The organism is Brevundimonas sp. SORGH_AS_0993 (assembly GCF_030818545.1).
Classification (GTDB): domain Bacteria; phylum Pseudomonadota; class Alphaproteobacteria; order Caulobacterales; family Caulobacteraceae; genus Brevundimonas.
Window position 1 is genome coordinate 392,349 of the sequence record NZ_JAUTAH010000001.1, and the last position, 24,823, is coordinate 417,171.

The 24,823-nt window shown below is 67.0% G+C and carries 22 protein-coding genes; 11 read left to right on the forward strand and 11 right to left on the reverse strand.

Annotated elements, in window-relative coordinates; all coding sequences use genetic code 11:
- Positions 1-105: 105 nt before the first annotated feature.
- On the reverse strand, positions 106-1,473 hold the full coding sequence (gene mgtE, locus QE389_RS02120) for a magnesium transporter (protein ID WP_307364195.1): 1,368 nt from the start codon (positions 1,471-1,473) through the stop codon (positions 106-108).
- A 334-nt stretch (positions 1,474-1,807) separates the two neighbouring features.
- Between mgtE and QE389_RS02125 the strand changes: the two genes are divergently transcribed.
- Positions 1,808-3,400 (forward strand): carboxyl transferase domain-containing protein, encoded by a 1,593-nt coding sequence (locus QE389_RS02125; RefSeq protein ID WP_307364198.1) that lies wholly within the window; start codon positions 1,808-1,810, stop codon positions 3,398-3,400.
- 50 nt (positions 3,401-3,450) lie between these two features.
- On the forward strand, positions 3,451-4,350 hold the full coding sequence (locus QE389_RS02130; protein ID WP_307364200.1) for an enoyl-CoA hydratase-related protein: 900 nt from the start codon (positions 3,451-3,453) through the stop codon (positions 4,348-4,350).
- 9 nt (positions 4,351-4,359) lie between these two features.
- Here QE389_RS02130 and topA read toward each other — a convergent pair whose 3' ends face one another.
- Positions 4,360-6,972, reverse strand: coding sequence for a type I DNA topoisomerase (gene topA, locus QE389_RS02135; protein ID WP_307364202.1), 2,613 nt, complete (start codon positions 6,970-6,972; stop codon positions 4,360-4,362).
- 223 nt (positions 6,973-7,195) lie between these two features.
- Here topA and QE389_RS02140 point away from each other — a divergent pair, with 223 nt between their 5' ends.
- The gene (locus QE389_RS02140; protein WP_307364204.1) at positions 7,196-7,321 is read left to right on the forward strand and encodes a hypothetical protein; all 126 of its coding nucleotides are present in this window, start codon (positions 7,196-7,198) and stop codon (positions 7,319-7,321) included.
- Here QE389_RS02140 and dprA read toward each other — a convergent pair.
- Complete coding sequence (gene dprA / locus QE389_RS02145; protein ID WP_307364206.1) at positions 7,318-8,394, reverse strand: DNA-processing protein DprA; 1,077 nt, start codon at positions 8,392-8,394, stop codon at positions 7,318-7,320. The genes QE389_RS02140 and dprA overlap by 4 nt on opposite strands.
- The gene (plsY, locus tag QE389_RS02150; RefSeq protein ID WP_307364208.1) at positions 8,391-9,029 is read right to left on the reverse strand and encodes a glycerol-3-phosphate 1-O-acyltransferase PlsY; all 639 of its coding nucleotides are present in this window, start codon (positions 9,027-9,029) and stop codon (positions 8,391-8,393) included. Before plsY ends, dprA begins: the two co-directional genes overlap by 4 nt.
- Before the next feature lie 128 nt (positions 9,030-9,157).
- Here plsY and QE389_RS02155 point away from each other — a divergent pair, with 128 nt between their 5' ends.
- Positions 9,158-10,102 carry a glycerophosphodiester phosphodiesterase family protein gene (locus tag QE389_RS02155; protein ID WP_307364210.1) on the forward strand — a complete coding sequence of 315 codons (945 nt, stop codon included), beginning with the start codon at positions 9,158-9,160 and terminating at the stop codon, positions 10,100-10,102.
- Positions 10,103-10,151: 49 nt separating this feature from the next.
- Positions 10,152-11,333, forward strand: coding sequence for a 5-demethoxyubiquinol-8 5-hydroxylase UbiM (gene ubiM / locus QE389_RS02160; RefSeq protein ID WP_307364212.1), 1,182 nt, complete (start codon positions 10,152-10,154; stop codon positions 11,331-11,333).
- A 9-nt stretch (positions 11,334-11,342) separates the two neighbouring features.
- Here ubiM and pyrC read toward each other — a convergent pair whose 3' ends face one another.
- The 4 genes from pyrC to ruvX form a co-directional block, all read right to left on the reverse strand.
- On the reverse strand, positions 11,343-12,614 hold the full coding sequence (pyrC, locus tag QE389_RS02165) for a dihydroorotase (RefSeq protein ID WP_307364215.1): 1,272 nt from the start codon (positions 12,612-12,614) through the stop codon (positions 11,343-11,345).
- A gap of 55 nt (positions 12,615-12,669) precedes the next feature.
- Complete coding sequence (locus QE389_RS02170; RefSeq protein ID WP_307364217.1) at positions 12,670-13,650, reverse strand: aspartate carbamoyltransferase catalytic subunit; 981 nt, start codon at positions 13,648-13,650, stop codon at positions 12,670-12,672.
- A gap of 65 nt (positions 13,651-13,715) precedes the next feature.
- Positions 13,716-14,639, reverse strand: a complete 924-nt coding sequence (locus QE389_RS02175) for an AEC family transporter (RefSeq protein WP_307364219.1) — start codon at positions 14,637-14,639, stop codon at positions 13,716-13,718.
- A 2-nt stretch (positions 14,640-14,641) separates the two neighbouring features.
- Complete coding sequence (gene ruvX / locus QE389_RS02180) at positions 14,642-15,115, reverse strand: Holliday junction resolvase RuvX (RefSeq protein WP_307364221.1); 474 nt, start codon at positions 15,113-15,115, stop codon at positions 14,642-14,644.
- A 124-nt stretch (positions 15,116-15,239) separates the two neighbouring features.
- On the opposite strand from ruvX, the gene gatC reads away from it, so the two are divergent.
- From gatC to adhP, 5 genes are all read left to right on the forward strand, one after another.
- Positions 15,240-15,527 carry an Asp-tRNA(Asn)/Glu-tRNA(Gln) amidotransferase subunit GatC gene (gene gatC, locus QE389_RS02185; RefSeq protein ID WP_307364223.1) on the forward strand — a complete coding sequence of 96 codons (288 nt, stop codon included), beginning with the start codon at positions 15,240-15,242 and terminating at the stop codon, positions 15,525-15,527.
- Positions 15,528-15,529: 2 nt separating this feature from the next.
- A complete protein-coding gene (gatA, locus tag QE389_RS02190; protein WP_307364225.1) occupies positions 15,530-17,008 on the forward strand; it encodes an Asp-tRNA(Asn)/Glu-tRNA(Gln) amidotransferase subunit GatA in 1,479 nt (492 codons plus the stop codon).
- 68 nt (positions 17,009-17,076) lie between these two features.
- Positions 17,077-18,060 (forward strand): GAF domain-containing protein, encoded by a 984-nt coding sequence (locus QE389_RS02195; protein ID WP_307364228.1) that lies wholly within the window; start codon positions 17,077-17,079, stop codon positions 18,058-18,060.
- A gap of 136 nt (positions 18,061-18,196) precedes the next feature.
- Entirely contained in the window at positions 18,197-19,714 is a 1,518-nt protein-coding gene (locus QE389_RS02200) for an aldehyde dehydrogenase family protein (protein ID WP_307364231.1), read from the forward strand.
- Positions 19,715-19,864: 150 nt separating this feature from the next.
- Entirely contained in the window at positions 19,865-20,896 is a 1,032-nt protein-coding gene (gene adhP, locus QE389_RS02205) for an alcohol dehydrogenase AdhP (protein WP_307364233.1), read from the forward strand.
- 59 nt (positions 20,897-20,955) lie between these two features.
- On the opposite strand, the gene QE389_RS02210 is transcribed toward adhP, so the two are convergent.
- Positions 20,956-21,312 carry a hypothetical protein gene (locus tag QE389_RS02210; RefSeq protein ID WP_307364235.1) on the reverse strand — a complete coding sequence of 119 codons (357 nt, stop codon included), beginning with the start codon at positions 21,310-21,312 and terminating at the stop codon, positions 20,956-20,958.
- A gap of 97 nt (positions 21,313-21,409) precedes the next feature.
- Here QE389_RS02210 and gatB point away from each other — a divergent pair, with 97 nt between their 5' ends.
- Entirely contained in the window at positions 21,410-22,912 is a 1,503-nt protein-coding gene (gene gatB, locus QE389_RS02215) for an Asp-tRNA(Asn)/Glu-tRNA(Gln) amidotransferase subunit GatB (protein WP_307364237.1), read from the forward strand.
- 132 nt (positions 22,913-23,044) lie between these two features.
- Here gatB and QE389_RS02220 read toward each other — a convergent pair whose 3' ends face one another.
- Entirely contained in the window at positions 23,045-24,022 is a 978-nt protein-coding gene (locus tag QE389_RS02220; RefSeq protein ID WP_307364239.1) for an RcnB family protein, read from the reverse strand.
- 145 nt (positions 24,023-24,167) lie between these two features.
- The gene (locus QE389_RS02225; protein ID WP_307364241.1) at positions 24,168-24,701 is read right to left on the reverse strand and encodes an RcnB family protein; all 534 of its coding nucleotides are present in this window, start codon (positions 24,699-24,701) and stop codon (positions 24,168-24,170) included.
- Between the last annotated feature and the right edge of the window lie 122 nt (positions 24,702-24,823).

The window sequence follows — 24,823 nt, forward strand, 5'->3', positions numbered from 1 at the left end:
ACGTCCAACCCTTTGGTGTTCCGCAGCAGGACCGAAGCCCTGGAAAGCGGGCGCGTATAGGGGAAAAGGGGCGAGGAGGCAAGCCGCGCCCCTTTTTCGTCGAGCCTAAAGCAATGTGCCGCGCAGAATCAGAAGGGCCACGCTGAAATAGATCACCAGTCCGGTGACATCGACCAAGGTGGCTACAAAAGGCGCCGAGGCGCTGGCGGGGTCGAAACCCAGCCGCTTCAGCAGGAAGGGCAGCATCGATCCGGCGACCGAACCGAAGGTGACGATGCCGACAAGGCCCAGAGCCACCGTCAGGGCGATCAACGGCCAATGGACGCCGTAGTCGAAGATTCCCAGACCCTGCCATGCTCCGATGCGGATCATGCCGATGACGCCGAGGCTGGCGCCCAGGGCGACGCCGACGGGAAGCTCCTTGAAGGCCACGCGCCACCAGTCGCGCAGGCGAATCTGACCCAAGGCCAAGGCGCGGATCAGAAGCGAGGTCGCCTGTGATCCCGAGTTTCCGCCCGAACTCATGATCAGCGGAATGAACAGGGTCAGCACCACGGCCTTGGCCAGTTCGTCCTCATAGTGCTGCATGGCGCTGGCGGTCAGCATCTCGCCGATGAACAGGGCGCCCAGCCAGCCGACCCGTTTGCGATACATCCCCAGAAAGCTGGTCTTCAGATAGGGTTCGGCCGCGCCCTCGACGCCGCCGAACTTTTGAACGTCCTCGCTGCCTTCGGCCAGGATCGCGTCGATCACGTCGTCCACCGTGACGATGCCCAGCACTTGGTCGCGGTCGTTGACGACCGGCACGGTCAGAAGGTCGTGGATCGAGATCAGGCGAGCGACTTCTTCCTGGTCCATGTCGGCATGGACGGTGATCGGCGCCCGCTCCGGCGCCAGGGACAGGATCGGCTGATCCGGCGCTCCGACGATCAACTGGCGCAGGGTCACGACCTGAAGCAGGGCGCGGGTCTCGGGGGCCAGGACGTGGATGGCGTAGATGGTCTCGCGGGTCTGCTCCACCTCGCGCAGGTGGCGCAGGGTTTCGGCTGCGGTGAATGTCTCGGGAACGCTGACGAACTCGGTCGTCATCAGACTGCCCGCAGAGCCCTTGCGATAGGCCAGAAGGCGTTTCAACGGCCAGGCGCTGTCGAAATCGACGCGACGCAGCAGTTCGGCACGATCCGCATCGTCCAGTTGGCGCAGGACGTCGGCGGCCCGGTCGTCGGCCATTCCGGTCAGGATTTCGCCGGCGCGACCTTGCGGCAGGGCCTGCAGAAGGCGCCCGGCGCGGGCCAGTTCCGGCCGGTCGAACGCATCGACGGCGCGGTCCAGCGGCAGACGGGCCAGCACGGCGGCTGCGGTTTCGGCTTCCAGGTCGTTGAGCCGGGTCACAATGTCGGCGGCGTGCGCGTCGAACAGATTGACGAACAGCGTCGGATCGACCGCCCCGGGCGCGGTGCGGATGTTTTGCATGGTCTCACCTTTCGAACCGCCGTCGCGGCGGATCGCAGGCGAGAAACCCCGTGGGTTCAGGCCAGCGTCAGCCGAAACGGCGAAGACAATCGACTACTGTCGCTTGGCATGGGGTTGGGTCCTGTAGATGCGCCGCTCGATTCGACGCGAAGCCGCAATGGACCCGTCGAACGGACGGGTCAAGCCGTGTCGGCGCGGGCGCGAAAATGCGCGTTTCGGCGGGTGTTCGCAAAATACGGACAGGGTGCGCGTTTGCGCTGCGGCGATAGTGTCGGTAGGGGCGAGAACGCCGAAGGGCTTTCCCCGGCGGCCAGACCTGCTTACACCTTCGCCCATGCCGAAGCTGACGTCAGCGGTCGATCCGCAGAGCCAAAAATACAGGACCCTGCACGCGCACAACAGCGCGCTGGTCGCCGAACTGCGCGATCATGTGGCCAGGGCCGCGCGCGGGGGTTCCGACAAGGCCCGCGAGCGGCATACGGCGCGGGGCAAGCTATTGCCGCGCGATCGGGTGGAACGGCTGCTGGATCCGGGTTCGCCCTTCCTGGAGATCGGTCAACTGGCCGCGCACGACATGTACGACGGCGAGGCGCCGGCGGCGGGCGTGATCGCCGGGATCGGCCGGGTCTCCGGCCGCGAGGTCATGATCGTGGTCAACGATCCGACGGTGAAGGGCGGCGCCTATTTCCCGATGACGGTGAAGAAGCACCTGCGGGCTCAGGAGATCGCAGAGCAGAACCGCCTGCCGTGCGTCTATCTGGTCGATTCCGGCGGGGCCAATCTGCCGCATCAGGCGGAGGTGTTTCCCGACCGCGACCATTTCGGCCGCATCTTCTTCAACCAGGCCCGGATGAGCGCCAAGGGCATCGCGCAGATCGCCTGCGTCATGGGCCTGTCCACCGCGGGCGGCGCCTATGTGCCGGCCATGTCGGACGAGACGATCATCGTCAGGAACCAGGGGGCCATCTTCCTGGCCGGGCCGCCGCTGGTGAAGGCGGCGACGGGGGAGGTGATCTCGGCCGAGGAGCTGGGCGGGGCCGAGACGCACGGCCGACGTTCGGGCGTGGTCGATCATGTGGCCGAGAACGACGAACACGCGCTGGAGATCGTGCGCTCCATCGTCGCCAATCTGAACACAACCAAGGCCGTCCAGATGGATGTGCGCGAACCGCGCGCGCCGGCCTTCGACGCGGAGGAGCTGTACGGCCTGATCCCAGACGACGTGCGCGCGCCCTATGATGTGCGCGAGGTCATCGCCCGGCTGGTGGACGGGTCGGAGTTTGACGAGTTCAAGAGCCTGTACGGCTCGACCCTGGTGTGCGGGTTCGCGCGCATCTGGGGCTATCCGGTCGCCATCCTGGCCAACAACGGCGTCATCTTTTCCGAGAGCGCCCAGAAGGGCGCGCACTTCATCGAACTAGCCTGCAAGCGCAAGATCCCGCTGCTGTTCCTGCAGAATATCTCGGGCTTCATGGTCGGCGGCAAGTACGAGGCGGGCGGCATCGCCAAGGACGGGGCCAAACTGGTGACGGCCGTGGCCTCGGCCGAGGTTCCCAAGTTCACCGTTCTGATCGGGGGTAGTTTCGGCGCGGGCAATTACGGCATGTGCGGTCGGGCCTATTCGCCGCGCTTCCTGTTCACCTGGCCCAACAGCCGGATCGGGGTGATGGGTGGAGAACAGGCCGCCAGCGTTCTGGCCACCGTGCACCGCGACGCGGAAACCTGGAGCGCCGACGACGCCGAGGCATTCAAGGCGCCGATCCGCCAGAAGTACGAGGACGAGGGCAATCCCTATTACGCCACGGCCCGCCTGTGGGACGACGGCGTCATCGACCCGGCCCAGACGCGCGAGGTGCTGGGCCTGGCCATCAGCACCAGCTTGAACGCCCCGATCCCGGACACGACCTTCGGCCTGTTCCGGATGTAACCTATTTGTCCGCGCCTCGTTGTGAGCGGACACCCAGTTTGGAGACCCTCATGGCCGATCAACCGACCGAAGCCGACCTCAACGCCTTGGACGTGACCGACGCCGAGGCGGCCGAGATCAACAGCATCGCCTATCCGCTGGTCGCCGATCCGGCTCCAGATGCGAACGACGACCTGGTTCGGATCGATTCGACCGTGGATGGGGTGGTTTTCGTCACCGTCAATCGGCCCGAGAAGAAGAACGCCTTTGATGCGGCCACCATCGCCGCTCTGCGCGAAGCCTTCGAGACCCTGCACGGCGCCGACAAGGTGCGGGCGGTTTTCGTTAGGGGCGCGGGGGGGATGTTCAGCGCGGGGGCCGACGTGGGCTGGATGCGCGACGCCGCCGACTGGTCCGAAAGCGACAATCGCGACGACGCCCTGGGTCTGGCCCGGATGCTCAAGGCGTTGCACGACGTTCCAGCCCTGACGGTCGCCTTGGTCGAGGGGGCGGCCATGGGCGGCGGGGTTGGCATCGTCGCCGCCTGCGATATGGCCGTGGCGGTCGAGGGCGCGCGCTTCGCCTTTTCGGAGGTCAAGCTGGGCCTGATCCCGGCGACCATCGCTCCCTATGTGATCGAGGCAATAGGCGCACGGCGCGCGCGTCAGTTGTTCCTCGCCGGCAACGTCTTCGACGCCGACTATGCGGCGCGTATCGGCCTGATCGATCTGATCCTGCCCGAAGGATCGGTGGACGACTTTATCGGCATGCTGACCGACAGCCTGTCCGAGAATGCGCCGGGGGCCATGGGCGACGCCAAGCGCCTGGTCAACGACATCGCCCAGCACAAGATCGACAATGGCCTGCTGGATGACACGGCGCGCCGCATCGCCCGCGCCCGCGTCTCGCCCGAGGGCCAGGAAGGCGTGCGGGCCTTTCTGGACAAGCGCAAGCCGAACTGGGTCGGCTGAGCCTTCGGCCTATTCGGCGGTCGTCTTCTTGGCGGCCGCCTTTTTCGTCGCAGGCTTCTTGGCCGTCGATTTTGCGGCCGCCTTCTTGGCCGGGGCTTTCTTCTTCGGCGCAGCGCCCGCCTTGGCCGCCAGTAGGGGAAGGGCGGCCTCCAGCGTCAGGTCTTCCGGCGCCGTGCCGCGAGGCAGGGTTGCGTTGATTTTGCCCGACTTCACATAGGGGCCGAAACGGCCGGCCATGACGTGGATCGGTTCGCCCGTCTCCGGGTGAGCGCCCAGATCCTTCAGCGGCGCGGCCGCCGCCCCCCGTCCGCGTGCTCCGCCGGCGCGTTTTTCGGCCAATAGGGCCACGGCGCGGTTCAGGCCGATGTCGAACACCTCTTCGATGTCCGACACATTGGCGTAGGTTCCGTCGTGCAGGATGAAAGGGCCGTAGCGCCCAAGTCCGGCGCTGATCGTCTTGCCGTCCTCGGGGTGGGCGCCCACCTGACGGGGCAGGGACAGCAGCTTTAGCGCGCGGTCCAGGTCCAGCGACGCCGGCGACCAGCCTTTGGGCAGGGACGAGCGTTTGGGCTTCTCCCCATCCGGCGGGGTGATTTCGACATAGGGGCCGAAGCGGCCGATCTTGAGCTGGACCGGCTGACCCGTCGCCGGATCGATCCCCAGTTCGCGGTCGCCGCTCTCCGCCGAGCCGTCCTCGGCCGACGGGCTGGCGACGGGGCGGGTGTATTTGCAATCGGGATAGCGCGAGCAGCCGATGAAGGCGCCGAAGCGGCTGGTCTTCAGGCTGAGCTGACCCTGATGGCACAGCGGGCATTCGCGCGGGTCCGAGCCGTCGCCCTTGTCCGGGAAGATATGGGCGCCCAGGCTTTCGTTCAGGGCGTCGAGGATGGCGGTGGTCCGCAGTTCCCCGGCAGCCTGGGTCGCGGCATGGAAGTCCTGCCAGAACTGGCGCAGCAGCACCTTCCAGTCCAGTTGACCGGCCGACACCTCGTCGAGTTGGGTCTCCAGCGCGGCGGTGAAGTCGTATTCGACCCACTTCTTGAAGAACTGCTCCAGGAAGGCCGTGACCAGCCTTCCCTTGTCTTCGGGATAGAAACGGTTCTTGTCGACGCGGACGTATTCGCGGTCGCGCAGGGTCGACAGGGTCGAAGCGTAGGTCGAGGGACGGCCGATGCCCAGTTCTTCCAGCTTCTTGACCAGGGTGGCTTCCGAATAGCGCGGCGGCGGCTCGGTGAAATGCTGGTCAGTGCGGATGGCGTCGACCTTGGCCTTGGCGCCCTCCTTCAAGGCGGGCAGGCGGCTGGTGTCGTCCTCGCCCTCGTCGCCTTCAGCGCCCTTCTGCTTCTCGTCGCGGCCTTCCTCATAGACGGCCAGGAAGCCGTCGAAGGTCACGACCTGGCCGGTGGCGCGAAGACCCGTCTGGCCGTCCGAGGTCTCGATGTCGACCGTGGTGCGATCCAGCCGCGCGGCCTCCATCTGCGAGGCGACCATCCGCTTCCAGATCAGATCGTACAGACGTTGCAAATCCGATTCCAAACGGACGGAATCGGGATGGCGCGCGATGTTGGTCGGTCGGATCGCCTCGTGCGCCTCTTGGGCGTTCTTGGCCTTGACCTTGTAATAGCGAGGCTCGGCCGGGACGTAGGCTGGGCCGTATTCCTTTCCGATGACCTCACGCGCCTGGGCCAGGCCCTCGGGGCTGACCGAGACGCCGTCCGTCCGCATATAGGTGATCAGGCCGCCGGTCTCATCCACGCCTTCATACAGTTTCTGCGCCGCCTGCATGGTGCGTTGGGCGGTGAAGCCCAGCTTGCGCGCCGCCTCCTGCTGCAGGGTGGAGGTGGTGAAGGGCGGCGCCGGGTTGCGGCGGACGGGCTTTTTCTCGACCGAGTTGATTGTGAAATCGCCGGCCTGGATGGCGGCGCGGGCGGCTGAGGCGGTGGCCTCGTCCTTGATGTCCAGGCGCTGGACGCGCTTGCCGGCGTGTTTGACCAGGCGGGCGGTGAAGGGCGGGCTGTCGGCCGTGAGGTCGGCCTCGATGGACCAGTATTCCTGCGGCCTGAACTTCTCGATCTCCATCTCGCGATCGACGACGATGCGAAGGGCGACCGACTGCACCCGCCCGGCCGAGCGGGCGCCCGGCAGCTTGCGCCACAGCACCGGCGACAGGGTGAAGCCCACCAGATAGTCCAGCGCGCGCCGCGCCAGATACGCCTCGACCAGCTCCATATCCAGCTGGCGCGGATTGGCCATCGCCTCCAGCACGGCGGACTTGGTGATGGCGTTGAAGGTGACGCGCTGGACCTCGGTGTCCTTCAGCGCCTTCTTCTTGTTCAGCACTTCCAGGACGTGCCAGCTGATCGCTTCGCCTTCGCGGTCGGGGTCGGTCGCCAGGATGACGCGGTCGGCGCGCTTTGCCGCTTCGGCGATTTCGGACAGCCGTTTGGCGCCCTTGGCGTCGGCCTCCCAGTGCATGGAGAAGTCGTCGTCGGGCAGGACCGAGCCGTCCTTGGACGGCAGGTCGCGGACGTGGCCGTAGGAGGCCAGGACCTCGTAGTCCGAGCCGAGATATTTGTTGATGGTCTTGGCCTTTGCGGGGCTCTCGACGATGACGAGGTTCATATCGGTCCGGTCTCGGGAAGGGGCGCGAACGTGGTTGGAGCGAGGCCGTGTGTCAATCGTCGGCTGAAAAGGACACGCAAAGGTAGTTGAAATATTCCGACCTGCTCGTCTAGATTGTCTTTATCCAAGGAGAGTTCAGATGGTGCGATCGACCAAGTCAGAGGCCAGCCAGCCGCCGCCTAGAAAGCGGGGGGCGTTTCTGACGCGGGAGTACATTGGCGCCATGGCGTTGGAACTCGCGCGGATGGCGCGGGGCGACGGCGACGAACGCCTGGCCCGTCAACTGGATCAGGCCGCCGAGATCGCCGCAGGGCCGCAAGGTCTGAGCCAAAACCAGCAGCAGGGTTAGGACGAGGCCAGGCCGCCCGGCAGCAGTTCGGCCCGGTTGGTCAGACTCAGTTCCAGAAGGGCGGCGGCGACACGGCCGACGGGCGCGTTCAGCGCTCGGGCGATCTCGTCGCGTGGCGTCGGCGTGGGCGACAGCAAGGCGGCGACGCGGTCCAGGAAGGCCGGGTCGGCGGCGTCCTCGTCGAACACCAGCGGCGGCGGGGCAGGGGCGCGCAGGGTCCGCAGGGTTTCGAAGGCGCGCTCGATGTCCTCGATTCCCTCGCACAGGATGGCACCCTGGCGCAGCAGTTCGTTCGGCCCGCGCGCGCGGGGGTCGAGCGGCGAACCTGGCACGGCGAAGACGTCGCGTCCCTGTTCGCCCGCCAGCCGGGCCGTGATCAGGGAGCCGGATCGGATTTCGGCCTCCACCACGACCACGCCGCGCGCCAGGCCCGAGATGATGCGGTTTCGGCGAGGGAAGTCCCGGGCCTGGGCGCGGGCGCCGACCGGGCTTTCGGACACCACACAGCCCTGATCGGCGATGCGGGCGTAGAGATCGGCGTGTTCGGCCGGATAGATATCGTCAACCCCGCCGCCCAGAACGGCGACGGTGCCCGTGGTCATGGCGCCTTCGTGCGCGGCGGCGTCGATGCCGCGCGCCAGACCCGAGACGACGACATGCCCTGCCTGTCCCAACTGCTGAGCCAGACCGCGCGCGATGCGCTGTCCGCCGGCCGAGGCGATTCTGGCGCCGACCACGGCGACGGCCGGGCGGTTCAGCAGGTCGATGCGCCCTCGGGTCCAAAGGATCGGCGGCGGCGGGTCCAGCGCCGCCAGCATGGCCGGATAGTCAGCCTCGCCCAGAACCAGCAGCCGTGCGTCGATCTTCTCTCCCGCCGCCAACTCCCGCTCGACCGCCTCCATAGGGGGCGGAACCGACGCTGCGCCCGATTTGCGGATCAGACCGGGCAGGGCGGCCAGGGCGCGTCCGGCCGAGCCGTAGCGTGTCAGAAGCTGGGTGAAGGCGACGGGGCCGATGCGGTCGGTGCGAGCCAGCCGCAGTCGCGCGAACCGTTCGGCCGGGTCAAGGGTCACGCCTTCTTGGCCCCGATGCGCGGTTCTTCGCCCTTCAGAAGACGGGTGATGTTCTGATGATGCCGTATCCAGATCAGGAGGGCGGCGAAGACGGTCAGGAACAGAATCGGCGGTTCCACCGGAAGGCCGACGGCGGCCAGCGGCGCCAAGGCCAGAAGCGGCGCGGTCGCGGACGAAATCAGCGCCGCCAGCGACGAATAGCGGAAGGCGAAGGCGCAGAGCAGCCAGATCGCCCCGGCCATCAGACCCAGCGGCCAGGCCGCCGCCAGCAGCAGCCCATAGAAGGTGGCCACCCCCTTGCCGCCCTTGAAGCCCAGCCAGACCGGAAACAGATGGCCGAGAAAGGCCGCGCCGCCGGCGATGGCGCCGGCCAGTTCGCTGTGGAACAGATGCCGAGCCATCAGCAGGGCGGCAGCGCCCTTGCCCGCGTCCAGCAGCAGGGTGGCCAGGGCCAGGTCCTTGCGGCCCATCCTCAGCACATTGGTCGCGCCGATGTTGCCAGAGCCTATGTTGCGCACGTCGCCGGCGCCTGCAGCGCGAGTGATGACGACGCCGAATGGAATGGAGCCGAGCAGGTAGCCGCCGAGCGCGACCAGCGCCAAGGTCCCGATCGCGGGGCCGACAAGATCCTGCACTTTGATTCGCTCCCCGCGTCGTGTCCGGGCAAAATGCGTCGGCGCGCGACGCCGGGCAAGGGCGATCCGACCTCTTGACCCGCCAACGGCGGTCGCCTCATGTCGCGGCCCGAATTGGGAGTTCCTGCATGCGCGCCGCTTTCCGTCCCGTTGTCCTGATGTCCGCGCTGTCGACGCTGGCGGTCTCGGCAGGCTGTGTCGCCGCGCCTCAGACGGTGTCGGCGCCCTCGGGCCCGCCTGCGCTGGCGGCCTATTTCGACTGCGTGCGCGACGGCGGGGCCGCGATCTCGGCGCACCGGGCCGTGTCGGCGTCGGATCAGCCGGAGAACTCCATCGCCGCCATCGAGGCGACCGGCCGGGCGATCCCCGATGCGATCCTGGAACTGGACGCCGTCCTGACCAAGGACCGGCATCTGGTGCTGATGCACGACGACACGATGGAGCGGACGACGACGGGGCGTGGCCGGGTCGCGGACCTGACGCTGGCCCAGGTGAGACAGGCGCGGCTGAAGGCGTCGAACGGCGCCCTGACGCGCGCGGCGCCCCCGACCCTGGCCGAGGCGCTGGACGCCGCAGGGCGGGTGGGCGCCATCGCCAGCATCGACCTGAAGCCCGCAGAGGGCGACATGACCGTCGATCTGGCCCGTGCGGTGATCGCCCAGGTGCGGCGGTCGGGCGCGCAGGATCGGGTGATCCTGATCACCTACAATGATGCGGATGCGCGGGCGGTGGCGGCCCTGGCGCCCGAGATGATGATCTCGGCCGGGCTGGGCGGCGTGAGCGATCTTGCCGGGTTGAACGCATCCCAAATCCTGGCCTGGACCGGCACGCGCGAGGAGCGGCCGGCGCTGTGGCGTGCGCTGCGCGAGGCGGGGGTGGAGGTTCAGTTCGGCACACTGGGGGCGCAAGGCATAAGGCGCGACGACCGCTATGCGGCCGACGGCGACGTGTCGGAATATCGCGATCTGGTGCGCCAGGGCGTGACGGTCATCGCCACCGACACCCCGATGGCGGTCAAGTCTGTGCTGGGGACCGAGATCGCCAAGGCCGGGACCTGTCCGCGCCCGCGCTGATTTGCGCTGCATCAAGGGCGACGCCCTTGGGATCGGGCAGGAGCAGGCGATGAGCCAGGATTTGACATTCGACATCGCCGTCGTGGGCGCGGGGCCGGCGGGCCTGGCCTTCGTGCGGTCGCTGGAGGGGGCGGGCCTGTCGGTCGCCCTGATCGAGGGGCAGGCAGAGGCAGACCTGCGCGACCCGGCGTTCGACGGGCGAGAAATCGCCCTGACGCATCATTCGATGCGCCTGTTGAAGACGATGGGCGTCTGGGGCCAAATACCGGCGGATCACATCGCGGACCTGCGCCGGGCGCGGGTGCTGGACGGCGGCTCGCCCTTCGCCCTGACCTTTGGCGCGGTGGATGCGGATCGGCTGGGGGTGCTGATCCCCAATCACCTGATCCGTCGCGCCTTGTTCGAAGTCGTCGAAGGTCAGGCGTGCGTCGACCTGATGACCGGACGACGGGTGGCCGACTGTCGGATTGCGCCTGACAGGCCGCGCGGCCGTTTGACGCTGGACGACGGGACGACGATCCGGGCCGATCTGATCGTGGCGGCGGATTCCCGCTTTTCCTTCATGCGCGACCGGCTGGGCGTGGGGGCCGAGATCAATCGGCTGGGGCGTTCGATGATGGTGTGCCGGATGCGGCACGACCAGCCGCACGGCCATGTGGCGACCGAATGGTTCGACCACGGCCAGACCATCGCCCTGTTGCCCGTTTCGGACCCTGATGAGCGGGTGTCTTCGGTCGTGATGACCCTGGCGACGCTGGCCGTCGCGGACCTGATGGCCCAATCGCCCGAGGGCTTTGCGACGGTCATGGAGCGGCGGTTGAAGGGACGATTGACCGGGCTGGAGCTGGTCGGGACGCGCCACGCCTATCCGCTGGCCACGACCTGGAGTCATCGGTTCGCGGGCGAAGGTTTCGCCCTGATCGGCGATGCGGCGGTGGGGATGCACCCCGTCACCGCCCATGGCTTCAATCTGGGTCTGCGGGGTCAGGAGACCTTGGCCAGGGTGGTGCGCGGGGCGCGAGGCTCGGACATTGGGTCGGGGCGGCGGCTGGCGCGCTATCAACACGCGCATCGGCTGGCCAGTTGGCCGCTGTATCAAGGCACGAACGCGCTCGTGCGGCTGTTCACCCAGGAAACGCCGCCGGCCCGACTGGCGCGCGGCGCCATGCTGCGCGTCGGTCAGGCGACCGCGCCGTTCAAGGCGGTGGTGAAGCGAATGCTGACGGCGTGACGCCTGGCGTCAGTGAACCTTGCGACCACCCACCCAGGTTCCGACCACCTTGCCCTGGAGGCGACGGCCGTCGAAGGGCGAGTTCTTGGACTTGGAGCGCAGGGCGTCCGCATCGACAATGATCGGCGCGCCGGGGTCGAACAGGACCAGATCTGCGGGCGCGCCCTCGGCCAGAACGCCGGCGTCGAGACCTAGCAGGGCGGCGGGGCCGTGCGTCAGGGGCCGAAGGACGTCCAGCAGGTCCAGACCGTCCTCGTGGTGCAACGTCAGGGCGGCGGGAAGCAGGGTTTCCAGGCCGACGGCGCCGGGCGCGGCCTCGGCGAACGGGCGGCGCTTGTCTTCGGCGGGGGCGGGGGCGTGGGCCGAGGTGATGACGTCGATCAGGCCGCCGCGCACGGCCTCGATCAACGCCTGACGGTCGGCCTCGGATCGCAGCGGCGGGTCCAGCCGGTAGAAGGTGCGGTAATCGCCGATGTCCACCTCGTTGAAGCACAGGTGGTTGATCGAGACGCTGACGGCGACCTCCAGCCCCTTGGCGCGGGCGCGAGCCAGGGTTTCCAGCGCGCCTTCGGTCGAAATCTGGTCCACCAGGAATCGGGCGCCGGTCTGTTCGACCAGGGCCAGGTCGCGTTCAAGCCCGATGCGTTCGGCGATGGCGGGGCTGCCCGACAGACCGAGGCGCGTGGCCAGTTCGCCGGAGGCGGCGACGGCGCCTTCGGTCAGCCAGGGGTCGGATGGGCGGCAGGCGATCAAGGCGTTGAAGGCGGCGGCGTAGCTCATCACCCGTTGCAGGGTGCGGCTGTTGACGATGACCTTGTCGCCGTCGGTGAAATACAGGGCGCCGGCCTCGTCCATCAGGCCGATCTCGGCCATGCGCTGGCCGTCCAGGGCCTTTGTGGCGGCGCCGGCGGCACGGACATTGACCAGATTCAGGGCCGCGCCGCGACGCTGGATGAAGTCGATCATCGCCGGATCGTCGACGGCGGGGTCGGTGTCGGGCTGGACCACGATGGTGGTGACGCCCCCGGCGGCGGCGGCCAGGCTGGCGGACTTCAGCGTCTCCTTGGGCTCGGCGCCCGGTTCGCCGGTCTTGACCCGAATGTCGATCAGGCCCGGAGCGAGGCACAGGCCGTCGGCGTCTACGGTCTGGTCTGCGTCGATTTCCGCCGCGCCGTGCATGACGCGGACGATGCGGCCGTTCTCGATCAGCACGCCGCCAGGGCCGTCATAGCCGGTGGCGGGATCCAGAACGCGGGCGTTGAGGATGGCGAGGGTGGTCATTGGAAATCCTCCACCGAGAAGCGAAGCGGAGCGGGGGAGGACCTGCGCGGCGACATCACTTGTCTCCCCAACGGGCGGAGAGGGAGGCCAGGACGGCCATGCGGGCGGCGACGCCCATCTCGACCTGGTCCTGGATCAGGGAGACATCCAGGTCGTCGGCGACGTCGGAATCGATCTCGACGCCCCGGTTCATCGGGCCGGGGTGCATGACCTTGGCGCCCGGCTTGGCCCAGGCCAGCTTCTCGCGGTCCAGACCCCAGAAGCGGAAATATTCGCGGGTCGAGGGGACCAGGGCGCCGGCCATCCGCTCAAGCTGAAGGCGCAGCATCATCACCACGTCGCAGCCCTGCAAGCCTTCGCGCATGTCGTGAAAGACCTCGCAGCCCCAGCGGTCGGCGTCGCCGGGCACCAGGGTCGGCGGGCCGATCAGGCGCACGCGCGCGCCCATCATCTGCAACAGGGCGACGTTGGACCGGGCCACGCGGCTGTGGGTGATGTCGCCGCAGATGGCCACGGTCAGGCTGGTCACGTCGCCGAAGGCGCGGTGCAGGGACAGCAGGTCCAGCAGGGCCTGGGTCGGGTGCTCATGGCGACCATCCCCGGCGTTGACCACGGCGCATCCGACCTTCTGGCTGAGCAGTTCGGCCGCGCCCGAGGCCGAGTGACGAACGACCAGAATGTCGGGCTTCATGGCGTTCAGCGTCACCGCCGTGTCGATCAGCGTCTCGCCCTTCTTCACCGAGGAGGCGGCGACCGGCATGGTCACGACGTCGGCGCCCAGACGCTTGGCGGCGATCTCGAACGAGGAGGAAGTGCGGGTCGAGTTCTCGAAGAACAGGTTCACGACCGTGCGGCCGTGCAGCACGTCCAACGCCTTGGACGACTGGCGATTGAAGTCGACGAAGGCGTCGCCCAGGTCCAGCAACTGCGGCGTCACATACGGATTGAGGTCCGACGCGGCGAGGAAGTGGGATTTCGGGAACGGGACCAGCCGCTCCTGAATTGTCTGGTCGGTGACGAGGGAGGGCTGGGTCATCGAGACGCGGCTATAGGCGCGACTCGCCCCAAACGCCAGACTGGAACGCCTGACGTGAGCGCCAGTCAGGTGAAGTGAAACAGGGCCAGAAGGATGGGGATGACCACGGCGCTGCCCACGGTGGTCAGGGCGATGACGCCCGCGATCAGGGGCGCGTCGCCGCCCATCTGGCGCGCCAGGACATAGGAGGCCGCCGAACCCGGCGCGGCGCCGCAGATCAGGGCGATCCCCTGGGCCAGGCTGTCGCCACCCAGCGCCCAGGCGATGAACCACATCATCGGCGGCATGACGCCCAGCTTGACCAGGGTGACGGCGGCGATGGTCTTTCGACGGCGTTTGACCTCGGCGAAGGACAAGCCCGCCCCCGCGACGATCAGGCCCAGTGGCAGGGCGGCGGCGCCCAGAAGGTCCATCACCTCGGACAGGCCGGGGATCAGCGGAACACGCAGGAAATTCAGCGCCAGGCCGATCAGGCAGGCCAGCAGGATCGGATTGGCCAGCATCGACTTGATGAGGCCGACGACCGAAGGCTCGCGATGCAACGCCCCCCATCTGGCCAGCACGGCGACGCAGGCGATGTTCGTCACCGGAATGATGAAGGCGATGGCCACGGCGGCGAGCGCCGTGCCTTCGGAGCCGTAGATCGACTGGATCACCGGCACGAAGACGAAACTGTTCCAGCGGATCACGCCCTGAAAGACGCTGGTGTAGGCCGGGCCGTCCAGGGTGATCAGGGGCTTGGCCGCCAGGGTCGCCGCCGCCACGATCAGGGTCGCCCCCACCGCCGCAGCCCCCGCCACGGTCGCGCCGCCCCCGGCGAGGTCTGCGTGCCAGATCGCGGGGATCAGGAAGCTGGGATAGAAGATGTTGATCGACAGTTTCTCGATCGGCCGCCAGGCCTCGTCGGGCAGAAAGCCGGACTTTCGCAAGCCATAGCCCAGGGCGATCATCAGAAAGACCGGCAGGACGCCGGCGATCAGGGCCGTCAAACTCAGGTCGCCTGATCCCGAACCCTATCCAGCGCCCCTTGCAGGATCCAGGCGGCGGCCGTTCGGTCCACGACCTGGGCACGGCGTTTGCGGTTCAGGTCCAGATCCTCGATCAGGAAGCGTTCGACGGCGCTGGTGGACAGGCGCTCGTCCCAGAAGGCGACGTTGACGGGGCGCAGCCGCTCCAGATTGCGGGCGAAGGCGCGGCACGACTGGGCGCGCGGTCCTTCCGTGCCATCCATATTGGCGGGCAGGCCGATGACCAGAGCCGAGACCTTGCGATGCGCCATCAGCTTGAAAAGCTGTTCAGCCTCATGCGTGAACCTGGACTTGCGGATCAGCTCCAGCGGCGAGGCGATCAGGCGCGTGGCGTCCGACACGGCGACACCGATGGTCTTCTCGCCCAGGTCCAGCCCCATCCACGGCGTGTCGGGCGGGCAGGCGGCGGGGAGTTCGAGAAGGTCGAGGACGGGCACGGCCGGGCGGTAGGCCGCAAAGCGCAGGAAGTCAAAGGCGTCGCCTTGTGAATCCGGGGTCGGAAGGCTAATCCCGCCGATACAAACCCTATCGGTACATAATCGACGTGCATTGGAGGGCCGCATGGCCATCGACGCTGCGACGGTGCGCAAGGTTGCGCATCTCGCCCGCATCAAGACCCCCGAGGATCGGCTGGAGCCTCTGGCGCAGGAGCTGAACGGCATCCTGGCCTGGATCGAGCAGTTGGATCAGGTGGATGTCGAAGGCGTGGAGCCGATGACCTCGAACGTCGCCCAGCCCCTGCGTCTGCGTGAAGACATCGTCACCGACGGCGCCAAGGTCGATGCGGTCCTGTCGAATGCGCCGAAGTCGGCGGACGGCTTCTTCGTCGTGCCCAAGGTGGTCGAATAGTCATGAGCGACCTGACCAAACTGACACTGAAGGGCGCCGTCGACGGGCTGAAGGCCAAGGATTTCTCCTCGGCCGAAATCACCCAGGCATTCCTGACCAATATTGAGGCCGCCAATCCGACCCTGAACGCGTATGTCGAGGTGACGGCGGACAAGGCCATGGACATGGCCCGCGCGTCCGACGCCCGCATCGCCTCGGGCGAAGCCGGGGCGCTGGAAGGCGCGCCGCTGGGGATCAAGGACCTGTTCTGCACCGAGGGCGTGCAGACGACGGCTGGGTCCAACATGCTGCGCGGCTTCGTCCCGCCCTATGAATCGACCGTCACCGCCAATCTGTGGCGCGACGGGGCGGTCATGCTGGGCAAGCTGAACATGGACGAGTTCGCCATGGGCTCGTCCAACGAGACGTCGGCCTTTGGTCCGGTCAAGAACCCGTGGAAGTCGAACGGCTCCAACGCCGATCTGACGCCGGGCGGTTCGTCCGGCGGTTCGGCGTCGGCCGTGGCGGCCGACCTGTGCCTGGCCGCGACCGCTTCGGACACCGGCGGTTCGATCCGCCAGCCCGCCGCCTTCACCGGCACGGTCGGGATCAAGCCCACCTATGGCCGCGCCAGCCGGTTCGGCATGGTGGCCTTTGCGTCGTCGCTGGACCAGGCCGGGCCGATCACCAAGACGGTCGAGGATGCGGCCCTGCTGCTGCAATCCATGTGCTCGTTCGACGCCAGGGATTCGACCAGCCTGGACATCGCGACGCCCGACTGGACGCAATCGGTCGGCCAGTCGGTCAAGGGCCTGCGCATCGGCGTGCCGCGCGAATATGTCGTGGACGGGATGCCGGCCGAGATCCAGGCGCTGTGGGATCAGGGCGTGGCCTGGCTGAAGGACGCGGGCTGCGAGATCGTCGAGATCAGCTTGCCGCACACCAAATACGCGCTGCCGACCTATTATATAGTGGCGCCGGCCGAGGCCTCGTCGAACCTGGCCCGTTATGACGGGATGCGGTTCGGGCACCGCGCGGACGACTTCAAGTCGCTGGACGACCTGTACGCCACGTCTCGCGCCGAGGGCTTCGGCAAGGAGGTTCAGCGTCGCCTGACCATCGGCGCCTATGTGCTGTCGGCCGGTTTCTACGACGCCTATTATGTCAAGGCGCTGAAGGTGCGTCGCCGCATCGCCGAAGACTTCGACAATGTCTGGGGGCGGGTGGACGCCATCCTGACGCCGTCGACCCCGTCGGCCGCCTTTGCGTTGGGCGACAAGCAGATCGACCCCCTGACCATGTATCTGAACGACGTCTTTACGGTGACGACCAATCTGGCCGGTCTGCCGGGCCTGTCGGTGCCGGCGGGTCTGGATTCCAATGGCTTGCCGCTGGGTCTTCAGGTGATCGGCAAGGCGCTTGACGAGGCGACGGTGTTCCAGGTCGGCGCGGCCCTGGAGAAGGCGGCGGGTTTTTCGGCCCGCCCCGACCCGTGGTGGTAGATCGGTCGCATTGACGATCACGCCTTACGGGCGTCTGATAGCTCCCGAACAAAGCCTGGGACCAAACCATGGGCGACCGGACGGGAAACGACCATCGAAGCCTGATCAAACAGGTTCTGGACGACGGCGCAGGACCGGCGCGCTCGGCGCTGGCGGCGTCGTGGCGGCGATCCATGACGCTGTACGGTCTGGACCCCGAAAGCCGGGGCCAAGTCGCCACCCTGACCGAAGCCCAGTTGCGTCAGGCGCGTGAGGCGATGGAGCCGGTCACGCGCGCGGCTCAAGGCGTGCTGGATCGTCTGTTTCTGGCCGTAGGCGATGCGGGCTGCTGTGTCCTGCTGTGCGACGCCGAGGGCGTACCGGTCGAACGACGCGGGGCGGTCTGCGACGACGAGACGTTCCATCGCTGGGGCCTGTGGCCCGGCGCCGTTTGGTCCGAGGCTGTGGAGGGCACCAACGGCATCGGCACCGCCCTGGCCGAGAGACGCGCGGTGACGATCCATCGGGATCAGCATTTCCACACGCGCAACACGGGGCTGAGTTGCTCCAGCCATCCGATCCACGACCATCGCGGCCGTCTTGCCGGGGCGCTGGACGTGTCATCCTGCCGGGCCGATCAGACCGAGGCCATGCTGGGCCTGATCGGCGCCGCCGTCGCCGACGCCGCTCGCGCCATCGAGGCCCAGGCCTTCCGCCAGGCCTTTTCCGACGCCCGGATCGTGCTGGCGGGCGATGCGGCCGAGCGGAATGCGGCGGCCCTTTTGGCCGTGGATCGGGACGATCTGGTGATCGGGGCGACACGGGCGGCGCGTCTGGCCTTTTCCATTACCGACGAGCGCATCGCGGCCCAACTGGCGGCGTCTGAAATCCTGGGCCCCGGCTCCATCGAGGCCGACCTGCTGGAGGCCGAGCGCGGGGCGGTCAGACGGGCCCTGGCCTTGAACAACGGCAATGTCTCGGCCGCCGCGCGGGCTCTGGGCGTCAGTCGCGCGACCCTGCATCGCAAACTGCACCGGCTGGGTTTGGCCGAGCCGCACGGCGCGGCTCATTGAGCCGACCTGTCGCAATACTGAGACAGGTTTGCGCTGCAGCATGAAACGCCGGACTGGCGCCTCGACCGTCCGAGGATGAGCTTCTGAACCCAAAGACGTCGACAACCGACGCCAGAGGAAGATCCAGGAGGCCATCATGACCAAGCCCGAATTCATCCGCGCCGTGACGCCCAAGTTCAAGGCGCGCTACGATAATTTCATCGGCGGACAGTGGGTCCCGCCCGTCAACGGCCGCTATTTCGAGAACACCTCCCCGGTGAACGGCCGCGTCCTGTGTGAGGTCGCGCGTTCGGACGCGGCCGATGTCGAACTGGCGTTGGACGCCGCCCATGCCGCCAAGGACGCCTGGGGCCAGACCAGCCCGGCCCAGCGCGCCGTCATCCTGAACAGGATCGCCGACCGGATCGAAGCCAATTTGCAAGCCGTCGCCGAGGCCGAGACCTGGGATAACGGCAAGCCGGTGCGCGAAACCCTGGCCGCCGACATCCCCTTGGCCGTTGATCACTTCCGCTATTTCGCCGGCTGCATCCGTGCCCAGGAAGGTGGGATTTCGGAGCTGGACCACGACACGGTCGCCTATCATTTCCACGAGCCGCTGGGCGTGGTCGGGCAGATCATCCCCTGGAACTTCCCGATCCTGATGGCTGCCTGGAAGATCGCTCCGGCCCTGGCGGCGGGCAACTGCATCGTGTTGAAACCGGCCGAACAGACCCCGGCGTCGATCCTTCTGGTGGTCGAGCTGATCCAGGATCTGCTGCCTGCCGGCGTGCTAAACATCGTGTCGGGCACGGGCGTCGAGGTCGGTGAGCCGCTGGCCACCAATCCCCGCATCGCCAAGATCGCCTTCACCGGCTCAACCGCCGTCGGTCAGAAGATCATGGAATATGCGACCAGGAATATCATTCCGGTCACGCTGGAGCTGGGTGGCAAGTCGCCCAACATCTTCTTCAAGGACGTGATGGATCACGACGACGCCTTCCTGGACAAGGCGCTGGAAGGCTTCGCCATGTTCGCCCTGAACCAGGGCGAGGTCTGCACCTGCCCCAGCCGGGCCCTGGTGCACGAGGACATCTATGACGCCTTCATCGAGAAGGCGATCGCGCGGGTGAAGGCGATCAAGCAGGGCGATCCGCTCGATCCCTCAACCCAGGTCGGCGCCCAGGCGTCGGACCAGCAGCTGAAGAAGATCCTGGGCTATCTGAAGATCGGCGCGGACGAAGGCGCCGAGGTTCTGACCGGCGGCCATCAGGCGGTGCTGAAGGACGATCTGTCGGGCGGCTTCTATGTCGAACCGACCGTGTTCAAGGGTACGAACAACATGCGGATCTTCCAGGAAGAGATCTTCGGCCCCGTTCTCGCCGTGACCACCTTCAAGACGCTGGAAGAGGCTATCGCCATCGCCAACGACACCGAATACGGCCTGGGCGCCGGGGTGTGGTCGCGCGACATGAACACCGCCTATCGCGCCGGCCGCGCCATTCAGGCCGGACGGGTGTGGACCAACTGCTATCACCAGTATCCGGCCCACGCGGCGTTCGGGGGCTACAAGAAGTCGGGCATCGGGCGTGAAAACCACCGGATGATGCTGGACCACTATCAGCAGACCAAGAACCTGCTGGTCAGCTACAGCCCGGACAAGCTGGGCTTCTTCTGATCTGAATCAAGGATGGCCGGTCCCGGATCGGTCATCCTTCGCCCTGCGCGCCGAACCACTCATACGGCGCGCGAGACTTCCCGGCGGGCGGGCCGGTGTCCTGCTTTCGGTCCGTCCGTCGTCTTCCCTTGAAATCGAGGAGGATACGCCATGGCCAAGACCATGAAGGCCGCCGTCGTGCGCCAGTTCGGCAAGCCGCTGACCATCGACGAGGTCGAAATCCCGCAGCCCGGTCCCGGGCAGATCCAGGTCAAGATCGAGGCGTCGGGCGTGTGCCACACCGACCTGCACGCCGCCGAGGGCGACTGGCCCGTCAAGCCCAACCCGCCCTTCATCCCCGGCCATGAAGGCGTAGGCTATGTCTCGGCCGTGGGCGCGGGGGTCAAGCTGGTCAAGGAAGGCGACCGGGTCGGCATTCCGTGGCTCTATTCGTCCTGCGGTCACTGCAAACACTGTCTCGGCGGTTGGGAGACCCTGTGCCACGAGCAGCAGAACACCGGCTATTCGGTCAATGGCGGCTTTGCCGAATATGCCATCGCCGATCCGAACTACGTCGGCCATCTGCCCGCCAACGTCAGTTTCAACGACATCGCCCCGATCCTGTGCGCTGGGGTGACGGTCTATAAGGGGCTGAAGATGACGGACACCAAGCCGGGCGACTGGGTGGTGATCTCGGGCATCGGCGGGCTGGGTCACGTCGCGGTCCAGTACGCCAAGGCCATGGGCATGAACGTCGCCGCCGTGGACGTGGACGACGCCAAGCTGGACCTGGCGCGTCGGCTTGGGGCGACCGTGACGGTCAACGCCAAGACCTCCAACGACCCCGCCGCCGACATCAAGGCCCAGACCGACGGCGGCGCGCAGGGCGTGCTGGTCACGGCCGTTTCGCCCAAGGCGTTCGAACAGGCGGTCAACATGACCTCGCGCGGGGCGACCATCGCCCTCAACGGCCTGCCGCCCGGGGACTTCCCCTTGTCGATCTTCGACATGGTGCTGAACGGGACGACGGTGCGCGGCTCGATCGTCGGCACCCGTCTGGACCTGCAGGAGGCGCTTCAGTTCGCCGCCGACGAGAAGGTCAAGGCGACGGTCTCGGTCGAACCGCTGGAGAACATCAACAGCATCTTCGAACGGATGCACAAGGGTCAGATCGAAGGCCGGGTCGTGATGAGCATCAACTGACTCCATCGACCCATGAGCAAGGAGCGGGGTGGCGGTTGATCGGCCGCCCCGTTCGCGTGTCAGGCGGCGGGCAGGGCCTTCAGGTCGGCGTCGATGGCGGCGATGACCGCATCGGTGATCTTGCCCTGGGAATAGGGGGCGACCTGGCGCAGGGTCATGCCCTTGAACTGGCCATAGGCGGGATGATGGTCCAGGCCCGGCAGGTGCTTGATCAGAACCGCCTTGGTCGCCGGGTCGTTGACCAGGGCCTCGATGGAACTGTCGATGGTCGGGCGCGCCGCATGAGCGGCATGAGCATGAGGCGCCGGCGGAGCCTGAGTCGTATTCTGGGTCGTGCCATGGGGCGCGGTCTGGGCCGAGGCGGCGCCCGTGACGAGAAGCGAGGCCGTAGCGGCGGCCAGCAGAGTCTTGGTCATCGATTATCTCCGAGTTGACAGTCGAAGATGCAACGCGATTGGCGTCAGGATTAAGACACCCCTTTCTCGTCGCCGACGAGGGCGCTAGGACGGGCGCATGACCGACACTGTTTCGACCGCGAAAACCATCAAGGGCCGCACCGGCGATTGGGAAATCGTCATGGGGCTGGAAATCCACGCCCAGGTGGCGTCCAAGGCCAAGCTGTTCTCCGGGGCGGCCGTGGGCTTTGGCGCAGGACCGAACGAGCAGGTGTCGCTGGTGGATGCGGGCTTTCCCGGGATGCTGCCGACGCTGAACAAGCACTGCGTCGAACAGGCGGTGAAAACGGGCCTGGGCCTGCGGGCGCAGATCAACAGGCGCAGCCAGTTCGACCGCAAGAACTACTTCTATCCCGACCTGCCGACCGGCTATCAGATCAGCCAACTCTATTACCCCATCGTGGGTGAAGGCGTGGTCGAGGTGGAGGCCGAGGACGGCAGCTTCTTCAACGTCGGCATCGAGCGGCTGCACCTGGAGCAGGACGCCGGCAAGCTGATCCACGACCTGTCGCCGACCGAGAGCTATGTCGACTTGAACCGGGCCGGCACGGCGCTAATGGAAATCGTCTCGCGCCCCGATCTGCGCACGCCGGAAGAGGCAGTCGCCTATGTGAAGAAGATCCGGACCATCCTGATCTATCTGGGCACCTGCGACGGCGACATGGAGAAGGGCAATCTGCGCGCCGACGTCAACGTCTCGGTGTGCCGCGCGGGCAGCTATGACAAGTTCAAGGCGACGGGCGATTTCAGCTTCCTGGGCACGCGCTGCGAAATCAAGAACGTCAACAGCTTCCGCTTCATTTCTCAAGCGATCCAGTATGAGGCGCGCCGCCAGATCGAGATTTTGGAGGACGGCGGTTCGATCATCCAGGAGACCCGTCTGTTCGATCCCGTAAAGGGCGAAACGCGGTCGATGCGGTCCAAGGAGGAGGCGCAGGATTATCGCTACTTCCCCGACCCCGACCTGCTGCCGCTAGACTTGGAAGAGGCTTGGATCGCCGAGATCAAGGCGTCGCTGCCCGAACTGCCGGATGACAAGCGCAAGCGATTGATGAGCGAGTATGGCCTGTCGCAGTACGACGCCATCGTGCTGATCTCGGAGCAGGCCAAGGCCGACTATTTCGAGGCGGCGGCGAAAGGTCGAGACGCCAAGCTGGTGTCGAACTGGGTCACGAACGAGGTGTCGGCGCGCTTGGCGGCCGAGGGCAAGGACTTCAGCGAGAACCCGCTGCCGGCGGCCCATGTCGCCCAGTTGGTCGAACTGATCGAGACCAACGTCATCTCGTCCAAGATCGCCAAGCAAGTTTTTGACCTGGTCTGGAACGGCGAGGGTTCGCCGGCTGAGGTGGTGGAGAAGCACGGGCTGAAACAGGTCACGGACACCGGCGCCATAGAAAAGGCCGTGGACGAGATCATCGCCGCCAATCCCGACAAGGCGGGGGCGGTGGCGGAGAAGCCCCAGGCCATCGGCTGGTTCGTCGGTCAGGTCATGAAGGCCACGGGGGGCAAGGCCAATCCCGCGGCGGTCAATGACATCCTGAAGGCCAAGCTGGGGCTTTGATACAGGGGGGGATGCGGCCCCCAAATCCCCGGCTGGTCGCTAATGCCCGCGACGCGGTCGTTCGCTGCTTGAGCGACCCGTTCGACGAGAGAAGGCCCGGAGAGCGATCTCCGGGCCTTCTTCATTGCGGCCTTACCAGCGCCAGGCGTCGCGGATGACGTCGATGATGTAGCCGTCGAAGTCGTCGATCAGATAGATCGTGTTGTCGACAGACACCCAGCGCGTGCCGACGGGCGGATAGCCCAGGCCGTAGGTGCGCCAGTCGTTCAGCTGATAGCGCCAGAAGACGTCCGGCAAATACTGGCCGACCGACCATGACCGACCCCAATAGGAGCGGGGGACGCTATAATAGCCCCAGCCCGGCGCGAAGTAGAAGCCGAATCGAACGCCGTTATAGTCCCGGAAGCGGTGATCGTTGCGCCACCAGTCGGACCGATGGTCACGATAGAAGTCACGCCGCCACTGATCGCTGTCGAACCGACGACGGAACTCTTCATGACGACGGTCGCGATCTGGTCGGCGATCCGCGCCGTGGCGGTCGGGCGGGCCGGGGCGGATCGCCGGTCGGTCGGGCCGATTCCACCCGGTCTCGGGACGATCCGGACGATTCCAGCCGCTGCCTGGACGACCGGGACGGCTCAGGTCCTGGTCCGGCCGTTCGGGGCCGGCGGCGCCGGGGCGCTCGGGGCCGTTGGGTCCAGGCTGAACCTGAAGTGGCCTGTCGGGGCGTGTCCAGTCCTCGGGCCGCTCGGGCCGCTCGGGACGAGGTTGATCGGGTCTGTTCCAGCCTTCGGGGCGATCGGGCCGTTCCAGGCGGGGCCGTTCCAGGCGGGACTGGTCGGGCCGGTTCTGGTCGGGCCGGCCCCAGCCATCAGGCCGGTTCGGACGCTCACGGCGAGCGACATCGGCGTCCGCCCGTTCGGGACGCGGCGGGCGGGCGCGTTCCGTCATGGTCGGGGCGTCGGCATCGCGGATTTCGGGACGGACGCCGCGCTCCCGCGCCGGGCGTTCGCGGGGCGCCGGTTCTTCCTGGGCGAAGGCGGGCAATGCGGTGGCCAGGGGACCGGCGACGGCGGCAATGGCGGTGAAGGCCATCAATAGGCGTTTCATGGTCGTTCGTTCCTGCACGCCGAAGTCGACGGCTTGAAGCAAGGATCGCGCCGTCCCGATGAACCCTGGCTGAACACCGTTTGGGATCGAAATGGGCAAGAAAAACCCCCGCGGGTGTCGCGGGGGCGATCGGTTCTGCGCGCGATTAATAGACGTTCGAAAGAACGCTGGCGATCAAGCCGGTGGCCACTGCGACCAGAAGGATGTCGTTGCCCGCATGGACATAGCGATATCCGCGCGGCGGTTCTCTCAGACCATAGAAGTACGGATCGCGCACATAGTAGCTGCGGTACTGTGACGGCAGATAGGCGCCGGTGCGCCAGCGATAGCTATAGTACTGCGGTTCGACTCGATAATAGCCGTAGCTGGGCGCGTACCAGTAGCCGGGGCGGGGTCCGGCATAGCCGCGGAAATCCGAACGTCCACGCCACCAGTTGCGGTCATGGCGATCCCACCGATCACGCGGCGGAACTGGGCGGTAGTCGGGGCGGTAATCACGGCGTGGGCCGCGATCCCGATCCCAGCCGGGACCGCGATGGTCGGGGCCGCGAGGATCCCAACGAGGGTCATGGCGTTCATGGCCCCGCTCATGCGGGCGGGACTGGGCTTCGGCGAGCAGGGGGACCGCCGAGGTCGACAAGGCGAGGGCGACGACAGCGGCCTTGGTCAGGCGGTTCATCTTCGATCTCCATTCTGGACCGGCCGCCACTCGGCGGCTTGGTCGGTTGATGCGACCACGGTCGGCCGTGCGGGCTGAACGCCTCCTGAACGGTTATGTCAGGTTGAAAGGGAGGGGCGGGC

Bases quoted from the DNA above. Each gene is read 5' to 3' on its own strand.
- QE389_RS02225 (WP_307364241.1), bottom strand. From the start codon at position 24,701: ATGAACCGCCTGACCAAGGCCGCTGTCGTCGCCCTCGCCTTGTCGACC.
- QE389_RS02200 (WP_307364231.1), top strand. From the start codon at position 18,197: ATGACCAAGCCCGAATTCATCCGCGCCGTGACGCCCAAGTTCAAGGCG.
- gatC (WP_307364223.1), top strand. From the start codon at position 15,240: ATGGCCATCGACGCTGCGACGGTGCGCAAGGTTGCGCATCTCGCCCGC.
- topA (WP_307364202.1), bottom strand. From the start codon at position 6,972: ATGAACCTCGTCATCGTCGAGAGCCCCGCAAAGGCCAAGACCATCAAC.
- adhP (WP_307364233.1), top strand. From the start codon at position 19,865: ATGGCCAAGACCATGAAGGCCGCCGTCGTGCGCCAGTTCGGCAAGCCG.
- QE389_RS02130 (WP_307364200.1), top strand. From the start codon at position 3,451: ATGGCCGATCAACCGACCGAAGCCGACCTCAACGCCTTGGACGTGACC.
- QE389_RS02210 (WP_307364235.1), bottom strand. From the start codon at position 21,312: ATGACCAAGACTCTGCTGGCCGCCGCTACGGCCTCGCTTCTCGTCACG.
- QE389_RS02170 (WP_307364217.1), bottom strand. From the start codon at position 13,650: ATGACCCAGCCCTCCCTCGTCACCGACCAGACAATTCAGGAGCGGCTG.
- gatA (WP_307364225.1), top strand. From the start codon at position 15,530: ATGAGCGACCTGACCAAACTGACACTGAAGGGCGCCGTCGACGGGCTG.
- mgtE (WP_307364195.1), bottom strand. From the start codon at position 1,473: ATGCAAAACATCCGCACCGCGCCCGGGGCGGTCGATCCGACGCTGTTC.
- ubiM (WP_307364212.1), top strand. From the start codon at position 10,152: ATGAGCCAGGATTTGACATTCGACATCGCCGTCGTGGGCGCGGGGCCG.
- QE389_RS02125 (WP_307364198.1), top strand. From the start codon at position 1,808: ATGCCGAAGCTGACGTCAGCGGTCGATCCGCAGAGCCAAAAATACAGG.
- QE389_RS02195 (WP_307364228.1), top strand. From the start codon at position 17,077: ATGGGCGACCGGACGGGAAACGACCATCGAAGCCTGATCAAACAGGTT.
- gatB (WP_307364237.1), top strand. From the start codon at position 21,410: ATGACCGACACTGTTTCGACCGCGAAAACCATCAAGGGCCGCACCGGC.
- QE389_RS02140 (WP_307364204.1), top strand. From the start codon at position 7,196: ATGGCGTTGGAACTCGCGCGGATGGCGCGGGGCGACGGCGACGAACGC.
- QE389_RS02155 (WP_307364210.1), top strand. From the start codon at position 9,158: ATGCGCGCCGCTTTCCGTCCCGTTGTCCTGATGTCCGCGCTGTCGACG.
- QE389_RS02220 (WP_307364239.1), bottom strand. From the start codon at position 24,022: ATGAAACGCCTATTGATGGCCTTCACCGCCATTGCCGCCGTCGCCGGT.
- pyrC (WP_307364215.1), bottom strand. From the start codon at position 12,614: ATGACCACCCTCGCCATCCTCAACGCCCGCGTTCTGGATCCCGCCACC.